The 12,804-nt window shown below is 68.6% G+C and carries 11 protein-coding genes and 1 tRNA gene; 10 read left to right on the top strand and 2 right to left on the bottom strand.

Going from position 1 to position 12,804, the window contains the following annotated elements; all coding sequences use genetic code 11:
• Nucleotides 1-10: 10 nt before the first annotated feature.
• The 4 genes from BUE48_RS14150 to pyk all read left to right on the top strand — a co-directional run bounded on the left by BUE48_RS14150 (nucleotide 11) and on the right by pyk (nucleotide 5,476).
• Nucleotides 11-1,474 carry a glutamate synthase subunit beta gene (locus BUE48_RS14150; RefSeq protein WP_012853194.1) on the top strand — a complete coding sequence of 488 codons (1,464 nt, stop codon included), beginning with the start codon at nucleotides 11-13 and terminating at the stop codon, nucleotides 1,472-1,474.
• Nucleotides 1,475-1,680: 206 nt separating this feature from the next.
• Nucleotides 1,681-2,958 (top strand): PucR family transcriptional regulator, encoded by a 1,278-nt coding sequence (locus BUE48_RS14145; protein ID WP_012853193.1) that lies wholly within the window; start codon nucleotides 1,681-1,683, stop codon nucleotides 2,956-2,958.
• A gap of 418 nt (nucleotides 2,959-3,376) precedes the next feature.
• Nucleotides 3,377-3,955 (top strand): type 1 glutamine amidotransferase domain-containing protein, encoded by a 579-nt coding sequence (locus BUE48_RS14140; protein WP_012853192.1) that lies wholly within the window; start codon nucleotides 3,377-3,379, stop codon nucleotides 3,953-3,955.
• A 90-nt stretch (nucleotides 3,956-4,045) separates the two neighbouring features.
• Nucleotides 4,046-5,476: a pyruvate kinase gene (gene pyk, locus BUE48_RS14135; protein ID WP_012853191.1), complete on the top strand. Its 1,431-nt coding sequence runs from the start codon at nucleotides 4,046-4,048 to the stop codon at nucleotides 5,474-5,476.
• Nucleotides 5,477-5,925: 449 nt separating this feature from the next.
• On the opposite strand, the gene BUE48_RS14130 is transcribed toward pyk, so the two are convergent.
• Both BUE48_RS14130 and BUE48_RS14125 read right to left on the bottom strand, forming a co-directional pair.
• Nucleotides 5,926-6,702, bottom strand: coding sequence for a helix-turn-helix domain-containing protein (locus tag BUE48_RS14130; protein WP_012853190.1), 777 nt, complete (start codon nucleotides 6,700-6,702; stop codon nucleotides 5,926-5,928).
• A gap of 62 nt (nucleotides 6,703-6,764) precedes the next feature.
• Nucleotides 6,765-6,838, bottom strand: a tRNA-Leu gene (locus BUE48_RS14125).
• 79 nt (nucleotides 6,839-6,917) lie between these two features.
• On the opposite strand from BUE48_RS14125, the gene BUE48_RS14120 reads away from it, so the two are divergent.
• From BUE48_RS14120 to BUE48_RS14095, 6 genes are all read left to right on the top strand, one after another.
• Nucleotides 6,918-7,562 (top strand): ANTAR domain-containing response regulator, encoded by a 645-nt coding sequence (locus BUE48_RS14120; protein WP_012853189.1) that lies wholly within the window; start codon nucleotides 6,918-6,920, stop codon nucleotides 7,560-7,562.
• Nucleotides 7,563-7,794: 232 nt separating this feature from the next.
• Entirely contained in the window at nucleotides 7,795-8,970 is a 1,176-nt protein-coding gene (locus BUE48_RS14115) for a branched-chain amino acid ABC transporter substrate-binding protein (RefSeq protein WP_148233025.1), read from the top strand.
• Nucleotides 8,971-9,056: 86 nt separating this feature from the next.
• Entirely contained in the window at nucleotides 9,057-10,019 is a 963-nt protein-coding gene (locus BUE48_RS14110) for a branched-chain amino acid ABC transporter permease (RefSeq protein WP_012853187.1), read from the top strand.
• Entirely contained in the window at nucleotides 10,016-11,197 is a 1,182-nt protein-coding gene (locus BUE48_RS14105; RefSeq protein WP_012853186.1) for a branched-chain amino acid ABC transporter permease, read from the top strand. The genes BUE48_RS14110 and BUE48_RS14105 overlap by 4 nt, the downstream gene beginning before the upstream one ends.
• A complete protein-coding gene (locus BUE48_RS14100) occupies nucleotides 11,194-12,024 on the top strand; it encodes an ABC transporter ATP-binding protein (protein WP_012853185.1) in 831 nt (276 codons plus the stop codon). Before BUE48_RS14105 ends, BUE48_RS14100 begins: the two co-directional genes overlap by 4 nt.
• Nucleotides 12,014-12,751, top strand: coding sequence for an ABC transporter ATP-binding protein (locus BUE48_RS14095; RefSeq protein ID WP_012853184.1), 738 nt, complete (start codon nucleotides 12,014-12,016; stop codon nucleotides 12,749-12,751). The genes BUE48_RS14100 and BUE48_RS14095 overlap by 11 nt, the downstream gene beginning before the upstream one ends.
• Nucleotides 12,752-12,804: the final 53 nt, after the last annotated feature.

Genomic DNA, 12,804 nt, shown 5'->3' with positions numbered 1-12,804 from the left:
AGGCTCCCCCATGGCCGACCCGAAGGGTTTCCTGACCGTCCCGCGGGAGCTTCCCAAGCGCCGCCCCGTGGACGTCCGCATCAAGAACTGGCGCGAAGTCTACGAAGACTTCGACCGCGCCCGCCTGGAGCGGCAGGCCAGCCGCTGCATGGACTGCGGCATCCCGTTCTGCCACCAGGGCTGCCCGCTGGGCAACCTCATCCCCGAGTGGAACGACCTGGTCTACCGCAGCGACTGGCGGGACGCCATCGAACGGCTCCACGCCACCAACAACTTCCCCGAGTTCACCGGCAAGCTGTGCCCCGCCCCCTGCGAGGCCGCCTGCGTGCTCGGCATCAACTCCGACCCGGTCACCATCAAGCGCGTCGAAGCCGAGATCATCGACCGGGCCTGGGAAGAAGGCTGGGTCACCCCCAAGCCCCCCGCCGTCAAGACCGGCAAGAAGGTCGCCATCGTCGGCTCCGGCCCCGCCGGCCTGGCCGCCGCCCAGCAGCTCACCCGCGCCGGCCACGACGTCACCGTCTATGAGCGCGCCGACCGCATCGGCGGGCTGCTGCGCTACGGCATCCCCGAATTCAAGATGGAAAAGCGCCACCTGGACCGGCGGCTGGCCCAGATGCGCGCCGAAGGCACCGAATTCGTCACCTCCGTCGAAGTCGGCGTCGACATCACCGCCGAGGAACTGCGCGCCCGCTACGACGCCATCCTGCTGGCCGGCGGCGCCACCGTCCGCCGCGACCTGCCGGTGCCCGGACGCGACCTGGCCGGCATCTACCAGGCCATGGAGTACCTGCCGGAGGCCAACCGCGTCCAGGAGGGCGACCGCACCGAACCGCTCATCAACGCCGCCGGCAAGGACGTCGTCGTCATCGGCGGCGGCGACACCGGGGCCGACTGCATCGGCACCGCCATCCGCCAGGGCGCCCGCTCGGTCACCCAGCTGGAGATCATGCCCAAGCCGCCGGAGCAGCGGCCCCCGCACCAGCCCTGGCCCACCTACCCGATCCTCTACAAGACCGAAAGCGCCCACGAGGAACTGGCCGACATGGGCGGGCAGCGCCTCTACGCCCTGTCCACCGTCGAATTCCTCGGCGACGAGCACGGCCACGTCCGCGCGCTGAAGGTCGTCGGCGTCGAAGGCCCCGAAACCGGCTTCAAGCCCATCCCCGGCACCGAACGCGAAATCCCCGCCCAGCTGGTCACCCTCGCCATGGGCTTCCTCGGCCCCCAGCGCGAAGGCCTCCTTCAGCAGCTCGGCGTGGAATTCGACCAGCGCGGCAACGTCGCCCGCGACGACAACTACGCCACCAACGTCGAAGGCGTCTTCGTCGCCGGCGACATGGGCCGCGGCCAGTCCCTCATCGTGTGGGCCATCGCCGAGGGACGCTCCGCCGCCAGCGGGATCGACGCCTACCTCACCGGCAGCACCACCCTGCCCCGCCCGATCCCGCCCACCGCCCGTCCCATTTCCTGACCCCACGCCCAGCCGGCATTCGCGGGCCGGACGGTCGCAGCGACCGTCCGGCCCGTTCCATGTCCAGGGAAAAGCCGGCCCGCCGTATCTGTCACCGCACTGACAACGCCACCGCCAAACCTTTGGGATCATGAACGGCACTTCCCGGCGACGGCCGAGTACGGTTCGGTGCCTGACCCGGCCCACCGAACTCGGGGGTGAGCAACATGGCCTCCCTGCACCTTGCCGACGACAGGCAGCCATGGCGCAACGTGCCGCGCCGAATCGCCGAAGAATTCCGCCCGCTCGTGCCCACGGTCGCAGCAGAGGCCGTCGCCGCCATCCGCCGGCAGATCCCCGAATACGCCCGCCCCGCCGACCCCAAATACGCCGAGGTCCTCCGCGACGCCGTCGAAAAGGCCATCGGCCACTTCATCGACCTCATCGCCGACCCCGACACCCCCTGGGACGAGGCCCTCGAATTCTTCCGGGAAATCGGCTACGGCGAAGCCAAAGAAGGCCGCACCCTCGACCCCTGGGACACCGCCCTGCGCCTGGGCGCCCGCATGGCCATCCGCACCTTCGGCGAACACGCCGACCGCCTCGACATCTCCCGCCAGACCCTCGGCCACCTCGCCGAAGCCGTCTTCGCCTACCTGGAGATCCTCTCGGCCGCCGCCGTGCGCGGCCACACCGAGGCCACCGCCCGCGCCGCCGGGGAACTCCACAAACGCCGCCGCCGCCTCATCGAACTACTGCTCACCGGCACCGCATCCCCCCAGGCCGTCACCGACCTGGCCCGCCTGGCCCACTGGCCCGTCCCCCGCACCCTGTGCGTCGTCGCCTTCCACGAACGCGGCCAAAGCCCCTTCCGCCCACCCGCCCTGCCCCCCGACGTCCTGGTCGACATCGACCGCAGCGACCCGTGCGCCATCGTCCCCGACCCCGATGGACCCGGCCGCCGCGCCATGCTCGCCACCGCGCTGCGCGACTGGGTCGCCGCCGTCGGCCCCACCGTCGACCCCATGGCCGACCCCTCCCACACCGCCCGCTCCCTGCACTGGGCCCGCGAAGCGCTCGCCCTCGCCCGCCGCGGCCTGCTCCCCGCCGACGACCTCGTCATCGCCGCCGACCACATGCCCGTCCTGACCATCATGCGCAGCCGGGAACTGGTCCTGCTGGTCGCCGCCCACCGCCTCAAACCCCTGCAGTCCGTCCGCCCCTCCCAGCGCGTCCGCCTGGCCCGCACCCTCCTGGAGTGCCTGCGCTGCGGCTTCAACGCCACCGAAGTCGCCGCCCGCCTCCAAGTGCACCCCCAAACCGTCCGCTACCGCCTCCACCAGCTCCACGACCTGTTCGGCGACATCCTCCACGACCCCGAACGCCGCCTCGAACTGGAAATGGCCCTGCACGCCTGGCTCGCCCGCTCACCGCCCCACGACCACGACGAACCACCGGCCCCGCCCGCCGAGGCCGACGTCATCCCCCTGACGCCCCTGCGCTGACCTCGCCCCTCACAGGCCCGGCCGCCCCCACCCACCGGCCGGCCTGGACGCGTCTTTCAAAGACCCCGGCACAAGGCGCGGACGAATCCCAACGGCCGCCCCGTCCGCATCCGAACCGGGTGCCTGGCTCCCGTGGACAGTGCGACGCGCCCCCTCACGCGGTCGCCTTCATGATGCGGTGCATCCACCGAACCGGCCGTCCGGCGCCCCGCGGCGCTCGCCTGTCTCTTCCCGCATCGACGGAACACCGGGCACCATCCCGGCCCGACGGCCGGCCACCTCAACGGCACGATCACACGTCCGCGAGCACACCGGTCCCCGGCAGGGCCCGAACCCGTCGCCGCCCCCATGCATACCGCCACCCGCTACGGGCACTGCGCACAGAGACCGACGACACCCACCATCAAGGAGGCCCCAGATGACCGCCGAACTGCACGGCAAGACCGTCGCCCTCCTCGTCGCCCCCGAGGGCACCGAGCAAATCGAACTCACCGAACCGCGGCGGGCCATCGAAGACGCCGGCGGCACGGCCCTCCTGGTGTCCACCCAATCCGGGCGCATCCAGGCCTTCAACCACCTCGACAGAGACGGCACCTTCGCCGTCGACACCACCGTCACCGTCTCGAAAGCCGGCGAATTCGACGCCCTCGTCCTCCCCGGCGGCGTCGCCGGCCCCGACTACCTGCGCACCGTCCCCGCCGCGGTCGCCTTCACCAAAGCCTTCTTCGACGCCGGCAAACCCGTCGCCGCCATCTGCCACGGCCCCTGGACCCTCATCGAAGCCGGCGTCGTGCGCGGCCGCACCCTCACCTCCTGGCCCAGCCTCCGCACCGACCTGCGCAACGCCGGCGCCACCTGGACCGACCGGCAGGTCGTCAGCTGCCGCAACGGCCCCAACACCCTCATCACCAGCCGCGGCCCAGGCGACCTGAAAGCCTTCTGCCGGGCCCTCGTGGAGACCCTGCGCGCCCCCGCGCCCGCCCACCGATTGGTCTAGACCCCAGGGCTAGACCAATCGGTGAATCTTCGAAGACGGTGTCCTGCATGAACGCCCCTTACCAACCAGTAACAACCTAGGGTTGTGTCCGTGAACCGTCGAGCGAAGATAGTCAGTACCATCGGACCGGCCTGCTCCAGCGAGGAACAGATCTACGCCCTCGTCAAAGCCGGCATCGACGTCGCCCGCCTCAACATGAGCCACGGCGACCACGCCACCCACGAGGCCGTCTACCACCGCATCCGCGCCGCCTCCGACGCCACCGGACACGGCGTGGGCATCCTCGCCGACCTGCAAGGACCCAAGATCCGCATCGGCCGCTTCGCCGAGGGCCCCGTCCGCCTCTCCTTCGACGACGAGTTCACCATCACCACCGAGGACGTCCCCGGCAACCACAAGCAGGTCTCCACCTCCTACAAGGGACTCCCCGGCGACGTCACCGTCGGCGACACCATCCTCATCGACGACGGCCGCATCGCCCTCGCCGTCACCGACGTCGACGGCCCCCGCGTCCACACCCGCGTCATGGTCGGCGGCGTCCTGTCCGACAACAAAGGACTCAACCTTCCCGGCGTCCCCGTCAGCGTCCCCGCCCTCACCGAAAAAGACGAAGCAGACCTGCGCTGGGCGCTGCGCCTGGGCATCGACATGATCGCCCTGTCCTTCGTCCGCAGCCCCGCCGACGCCGAAGTCTGCTACCGCATCATGGAAGAGGAGGGCGTCCGCGTCCCCCTCATCGCCAAAATCGAAAAACCCCAGGCCGTCGAGGCGCTCCCCGAAATCGTCGCCGCCTTCGACGGCATCATGGTCGCCCGCGGGGACCTCGGCGTCGAACTGCCCCTCGAACAAGTCCCCATCGTCCAGAAACGAGCCATCGAGCTGTGCCGCGAAAAGGCCCGCCCCGTCATCGTGGCCACCCAGATGCTCGAATCCATGATCTCCTCCCCCCGCCCCACCCGCGCCGAGGCCTCCGACGTCGCCAACGCCATCTACGAGGGCGCCGACGCCGTCATGCTCTCCGGCGAGACCAGCGTCGGCCAATACCCCGTCGAAGCGGTCCAGACCATGAGCCGCATCGCCATCGCCACCGAACGCGACACCCTGCGCGCCGTCCACTCCCTGGACCGCAAGCCCGAAACCGTCGGCGGCGCCATCGCCCGCGCCGCCGCCGAAGTCGGCGCCATCGTCGGAGCCAAGGCCCTGGTCGCCTTCACCATGTCCGGGGAGACCGCCCGCCGCCTGGCCCGCTACCGCTCACCCATCCCGTTGCTGGCCTTCACCACCGTTCAGGCCACCCGCAGCCAGCTCTCCCTGGTCTGGGGCGTGGAGACCTTCATCGTCCCCCATGTCGACCACACCGACGACATGGTCCGCCAGGTCGACCAGGCCCTGCTCGAAATCGGCCGCTGCCAAAAGGGCGACCGCGTCGTCATCGTCGCCGGCTCGCCCCCCGGCACCCCCGGCTCCACCAACGCCCTGCGCGTCCACCGCATCGGCGACGCCATCGGCATGCGCCACTGACCCCGCACGCCCGGAACCGGCGTTTCCCGAGCGTGCCCGGCCTCCCACCGGCCGGAGCCGAAACAGGCGCGTACGCGGTGGAGCGCCCCGCCACCGCGCACGCGCCTGAACCGCAACGCACCTCGTCACCGGGCATGGCCCGCCACAGGGCCTGAGGCGATGCCGCAGGTCCGGCTCCGGGAGCCGGCGGACGGCGCGATCACCGCTCTGAAGGAGGGGAGAAGGCCCACCACGGTTTTCCCGGCGCGTGATGCCGCATGAGACGTTCCACCGAAGCGGCCGTGCAAGGCTCGCCGATGCGTGGTGACGCTCACAAAGACGCAAGCCGGCGCCGGCCCGGGTGAACGTCGTCGGACACGGGCACTGGCCACCGGGCCCGCCCGGCCCGAGATTTTCAAGGGCTGTTGACGACGGCTCTTGGGGGATGTGCTCTTGCCCCCCGGAAAAACTCAGTACTTCGGACCCACGAACTCATCCAGCCGCGCCACGGCGTCCTTCTTGGCGATCGAGATGGTGTTGCGCTTGCTGTAGCGCCATGCGATCCCGAGCCGGTCCAGAGCGGCGCCCAAGATCTGCAGGATGTCCTGCGATTCGTTGGTGAACAGGTAGCGGGGGTATTCGTACCGGCGTTCTCCGGACGGAAGCCTCCTGCGGATTTTATTGGTCAGACGGCAACCGTCCGAATGCAGCAGACCTCGGATGAATCGCTCCGTGTGCTCGTCCACGATCTGCTGCTGCCAGGCGGTGAGCCGGATCCGGCGCAGGTGCTTCTTGCCCGGGCCGTGCTGCGGGAAGAGACAGGGCCAATGCCGGGACATGCTCTTGACCTCGGTGCAGCCGGTGCAGGGGATGCGCCGGACCTTGTTGCCCGGCCGGATCGAACGGACCGCGTTCTCGCACTCGGTGATCAGGCCGGGCCAGGTGTCCGCGCACATGATGCGCAGAGCCCAGACGGACTTGGCGGGATCTCCGACGGGGGTGATGCAGCCGTCGCCCAGATACAGCCCGAGAAGGTATGCGTAGTCAGGACCGGGCTCGGGCAGGGAAGGGGTTTCCGCGCAGCGGGGGCAGCGCGAGCCGGCCTGCGCGGTCAACGCCTTTGCGGGGTCGTCACGCCATTCCTTCACCGCTGCGCGTGAAACTCCGATACGACGGCTCACTTCAGAGACGGTGAATCCGTCCTGGAGGAGCTTGAGTGCGCTCCTGCGCGTTGCGACGTCGTACATGCCGAGATTGTCTCAGGGAAAAACAAAAACCACCGCCGATATCGGCGGTGGTTACATCAATGTGCCCCGAGTGGGATTCGAACCCACACTGAACGGCTTTTGAGGCCGCCGGCTCTACCGATTGGCCTATCGGGGCTTTAAGCTTATGAGGCCGATCCTACCGGACGGTTGAGCGGACCCAACCTCACGCCAGGATAGCGCGTCCAGGTAGTCTCATGCGCGTGACCGAGAGCGCCCGACGAGTTGTGATCGCAGAAGACGAGGCCCTGATCAGGCTGGACCTCAAGGAGATGCTGCAGGAAGACGGCTATGAGGTCGTCGGCGAGGCGGGGGACGGCGAGGCGGCGGTGCGGCTGGCCACCGAGCTCAAGCCCGATCTGGTGATCCTGGACGTGAAGATGCCGGTGCTGGACGGCATCTCGGCGGCCGAGCGGATCAGCGCGGCGCGGCTGGCCCCTGTGGTGATCTTGACTGCTTTCTCCCAGCGCGAGCTGGTGCGGCGGGCCACGGAGGCGGGGGCCATGGCTTACCTGGTCAAGCCGTTCACCAAGTCGGACCTGACGCCGGCGATCGAGATGGCGGTGAGCCGGTATGAGCAGATCCGGGCGCTGGAGGCGGAGGTCAGCACGCTGACCGAGCGGCTGGAGACGCGCAAGGTGGTGGACCGCGCCAAAGGGCTGCTGCAGGAGCTCAACGGCTGGACGGAGCCGCAGGCGTTCCGGTGGATTCAAAAGACGTCGATGGACCGGCGTTTGACGATGCGTGCGGTGGCGGATGCGGTGCTGTCGGGGGCGCTGGGCCGTGATCTGCAGGTGGAGCGCGATCGGGGCAAGGAGCGCGGGTCGGGCGGGTCGTCGTGACAAGGTCCGCTAACGGAACGTAACGGTCTTATTTACCGACGGGTAGTGCCTGAGCACGGAGGTGTAACGAACCAGTAACCCTTCCGCGAGGGGGTGCTGATCTTTGTGGGGTCGCCGGTGTACTACGTTCCTGGCCTTCACCTGTTCTGCCGGTTGTGGCAGGTGAGGTGAGGGTGTCACGGGGTTCACTTGCAGCCGATCCCTGACGGGGTCCGATTGAAAGGTTGGCACCTTGCGGCGCAACATGATGAGGGTTACCGGCGCCATGGCGCTGAGCGCGGTGCTCGCGTTGAGCGCGGCCGCCTGTGGCGGTGACGACGGCGGGTCGGGCGGTGACGGCAACAGCGTCACCATCGGTTTTCTGGGTGACCTGACCGGTGAGAACTCGGGCATCGTCATTCCGCCCAAGCAGGGTGCGCAGCTGGCGATCGACGAGTACAACGCCACGAATCCGAAGGTCAAGATCGTTCTGAAGACCTACGACAGCCAGGGGCAGCCGGATCAGGCCACCAGCCTGGTGCAGTCGGCGATCAAGAGCGACAACATCGTGGGTCTGATCGGCCCGGCCTTCTCGGGCGAGTCGCAGCAGGCGGTGCCGGTGCTGGAGGAGGGGAAGATCCCCAACATCTCGGCGTCGGCGACGAACGTGACGCTGGGCGAGAAGGGCTGGAAGTACTGGCACCGGGTGGTCGGCAACGACTCGATGCAGGGCACGGGCGTGGCCGAGTTCCTGGTCCGGGAGGCCAAGGCCAAGAAGGTCTTCGTGGCGCACGACAACGAGGACTACAGCAAGGGCCTGGCCGACTACGTGACCAAGGGCCTGAAGGAGAAGGGCGTCACCGTCGAGCAGGACGTGGTCGACCCGCGGGCCTCTGACTACTCCTCCACGGTGAACAAGGCCAAGGCCTTCAAGCCGGACGCGATCTTCTACGGCGGCTACTACGCGCAGGGCGGCCGGCTGCTGAAGCAGCTGCGGGAGAACGGCGTGGACGCGCTGTTCGCCTCCGGTGACGGCTCGCTGGACAAGGGCCTGATCGAGGGTGCGGGTGAGAAGAACGCGGTGAACACCGTGGTGAGCTGCCCGTGCCTGATCGACCCGACGGGTGAGTCGAGCCCGGCGAGCAAGAAGTTCGCCGAGGCGTACAAGGCCAAGTACAACTCCGAGCCGGCGATTTACGCGGCGGAGGGTTACGACGCGGCCACGGCGTTCATCGAGGCGATCAAGGCCGGTAACACCACCACGGAGGCGATCAACGAGTTCCTGAAGACGATCGACGTGCCGGGTGTGTCCAAGCAGATCAAGTTCGACGACAAGGGCGAGCCGGCCGGCGGTGACGTCTACATCTACCGCGTCGAGGGCAAGGAGCTGCCGCTGCTGGGCAAGGCTTCGGAGGCCAAGCTCCAGTAGGGCGTCGGCGTAGTACGACGTTCTTGGTGAGTGCGCAGGAGCGGGAGCGCCACAGCGCTCCCGCTCCTTGACGAAGGCGACCAAAAGTGCTCGATAATCTTCTGATCAACACGGTCGACGGGCTGTCGCTCGGGGCGATTTACGCGCTGGTGGCACTGGGGTACACGATGGTGTACGGGGTGCTGCGGCTGATCAATTTCGCCCATTCGGAGATCTTCCTGATCGGCACGTGCGCCAGCCTGGTGGTGGTGAACGCGGTGGCGCCGTCGGCTCCGTTGAGCGGGGTCGCGCTGCTGGGGATCGTGCTGCTGATGGCCGCGGTGGCGATGGTGGCCTCCGGCGCCGGTGCGATGGCGTTGGAGTTCGTGGCCTACCGTCCGTTGCGCAAGCACGGTGCCTCGCGGCTGGCGGCGCTGATCTCTGCGATCGGCGCCTCTTTGTTTCTGCAGCAGTTCTTCGCGCTGTTCGTGATTCCCTGGCTTTTCGACAAGCCGAAGGAGGGCGGCCGTCTGCCGGTGCAGCCGGAGCAGCACTTCGTGGACCGGCATGACGTCTTTTCGATCGGCGGGGTCGGCGTGGCCAACGACAAGCTGATCGTGTTCATCGCGGCCATCTTGATGATGGTGGTGCTGGATCAGTTCGTGAACCGGACGAAGCTGGGCCGGGGGATCCGGTCGACGGCGCAGGATCCGGAGACGGCCGTGCTGATGGGCGTGAACATCGACCGGATCGTGACGGCGACGTTCGCGATCGGCGGTGCGATGGCCGGCGTGGCGGCGGCGCTGTATGTGCTGCGGTTCGAGGAGACCTTCTTCATGGTGGGTTTCCTGTTGGGCATCAAGGCGTTCACGGCGGCGGTGCTGGGCGGTATCGGCAACATCCGGGGCGCGTTGACCGGCGGCTTCGTGCTGGGGCTGCTGGAGATGTACGGCTCGATGGTGTTCGGTTCCGCCTGGAAGGACGTGGTCGCGTTCGTGATCTTGATCCTGGTCCTGATGTTCCGTCCCACCGGCATTCTCGGTGAATCTCTTCAGCAGGCGCGCGCATGAGCAGCAACGGCATCAGCAAGAGCGTGAGCAACGGCATCGGCAACGGCAAGGCGGCCGTTGGGCGGCTTGTGGAGTGGCCGCGTGAGTGGTGGGCCACGGCGCCGGGGTATGCCCGGTGGACGGTGTATCTGCTGCTGATCGCGGGTGCGCTGATCCTGCCGATGGAGCCGATCGGCCGGGTGATGAGTCCGCACTCGGACTGGGCGACGGTGCTGTTCTACCCGATCGGGGTGTTCATCCTGCTGGCGATCGGGCTGAACATCGTGGTGGGCCAGGCCGGGCTGCTGGACCTGGGCTATGTGGCCTTCTTCGCGGTCGGCGGCTACACGATGGCGATCTTCGGGACGAAGTACGGCTGGAACTTCTGGGAGATCCTCATCGTCGGCGTGGTGCTGTCGGCGATCTCGGGGTTGATCCTGGGGGCTCCGACGCTGCGGCTGCGCGGGGACTATCTGGCGATCGTGACGCTGGGGTTCGGTGAGATCGTCCGGATCACCGCCAACAACAGCGAGTACGTCAACGGCCCGCGGGGGATCGCGGGGATTCCGCACCCGCCGTCGCTGTCGGAGGTGGAGATCTTCGGGGTTCAGCCGCTGAAGTACGGGGTGCTGGACCCGCGGCCGTACTACTACCTGCTGGTGGCGCTGATCGTGCTGACGATCATCTTCGCCAAGCGGCTGGAGAAGAGCCGGGTGGGCCGGGCGTGGGCGGCGATCCGGGAGGATGAGGACGCCGCGGAGCTGATGGGCGTGCCCACGTTCCGGTTCAAGCTGGCGGCGTTCGCGATCGGCGCGGCGATCGGCGGTGCGACGGGAGTGGTGTGGGCCTCCAAGGTGATCTCCATCATTCCCAACAACTTCCCGTTCATCCTGTCGGCGACGATCCTGGCGGCGGTGGTGCTGGGCGGTTCGGGCAACATCCCGGGCGTGATGCTGGGGGCGTTCCTGGTGGCGTGGCTGCCGGAGCGGTTCCGGGGCCTGGAGGACTACCGGGTGCTGATCTTCGGTGCGGCGCTGGTGGCGATGATGGCGCTGCGGCCGGAGGGGATCTTGCCGTCCAGGCAGCGTAAGGCGGAGCTGGCCGAGGGCACCGGCGGCATGGGGAGCATGGGCGCGGAGGTGCCCACCGCTTCCGGGGCCGGTGCCGCGGACACGGACCAGGTCGAGGTGAGCAAGTGAGCGAGGAGAAGGCCGCCGGGGCGGCCGGGGTCTCCGCGCCTGCCGGGCGGGAAGCGCAGCCGGTTCTGCAGATGCAGTCGGTCACCATGCGGTTCGGCGGCGTGGTGGCGATCAACGGGCTGGATCTGACCGTCCGCGAGGGTGAGATCTTCGCGTTGATCGGCCCGAACGGGGCGGGGAAGACCACCGTGTTCAATGTGATCACGGGGGTGTACCGGCCCACGGAGGGCCAGGTGCTGCTGCGCGGTGAGCGGATCAACGGCAGGAAGCGGTTCGCGATCACCAAGCGGGGCGTGGCCCGGACGTTCCAGAACATCCGGCTGTTCCACAACATGACCGTCCTGGAGAACGTGCTGGTGGGGGCGGACGCCCACCACAAGACGGGCTTCATGGGGGCGGCGCTGGGGCTGCCGTGGCATCGGCGTGAGGAGCGCGAGGGCCGGGCCAAGGCTCGCGAGCTGCTGGAGTTCGTGGGCGTGGCGCACCGGATGGACGAGCCGGCCAAGAACCTGCCCTACGGTGATCAGCGGCGGCTGGAGATCGCGCGGGCGCTGGCGACCGATCCGCGGCTGCTGTTGCTGGACGAGCCGGCGGCGGGCATGAACCCGGCGGAGAAGGTGCGGCTGCAGGAGCTGATCGGCCGGATCCGGGATTCGGGACGGACGGTGCTGCTCATCGAGCACGACATGAGCCTGGTCATGGGGATCAGCGATCGGGTCGCGGTGCTGGACTTCGGGCAGAAGATCGCCGAGGGCCTGCCGCAGGACGTGCAGCGCGATCCCAAGGTCATCGAGGCGTACCTGGGGGCTCCGGCCGATGCTTCTTGAGGTCTGTGACATTCACGTCCACTACGGCAAGATCGCTGCGCTCAAGGGCGTGTCCCTGCAGGTGGAGCAGGGCGAGATCGTCACCTTGATCGGGGCGAACGGGGCGGGCAAGACCACCACGCTCAAGACGATCTCGGGGTTGCGTCCGCTGTCGCGGGGCCGGGTGCTGTTCGAGGGCCGGGACATCAGCCGGATGCCGGGGCACAAGCGGGTGCTGGCCGGGATCGGGCAGGCCCCGGAGGGCCGCGGGGTGTTCCCGGGCATGACGGTCGAGGAGAACCTCCTGATGGGCGCCTATGCCCGCAAGGGGGATCTGTCCAAGGACCTGGCCGAGGTGTATGAGCTGTTCCCCCGGCTGGCCGAGCGCAAGAAGCAGCCCGGGGGGACGATGTCGGGCGGCGAGCAGCAGATGCTGGCGATCGGGCGGGCGTTGATGGCCCGGCCGAAGGTGCTGCTGCTGGATGAGCCGTCGATGGGGCTGGCGCCGATGCTGATCCGGCAGATCTTCGAGATCATCAAGGAGATCAACCGGCGGGGCACGACGGTGCTGGTGGTGGAGCAGAACGCCCAGCAGGCGCTGCAGCTGGCGGACCGCGCCTACGTCCTGGAGACGGGGCGGGTGGTCAAGAGCGCGCCGGCGGCGCAGCTGCTGGACGACCCGGAGGTCCGGGCCGCTTATCTGGGCGGTGATCTGGACACCGGGGCGCCGACTGCGTCGGAGGGCTGAGCGGATGCGCGGTGGCCGCGGCCGGGGGTCTCCTCGGCCGCGGCCACTGGTGT

Origin of the sequence: Thermomonospora sp. CIF 1 (genome assembly GCF_001896795.1) — a bacterium.
Classification (GTDB): domain Bacteria; phylum Actinomycetota; class Actinomycetes; order Streptosporangiales; family Streptosporangiaceae; genus Thermomonospora; species Thermomonospora curvata.
The sequence above is the reverse complement of the archived record's forward strand: the minus strand, read 5'-3'. Positions and strand labels throughout refer to the sequence as shown.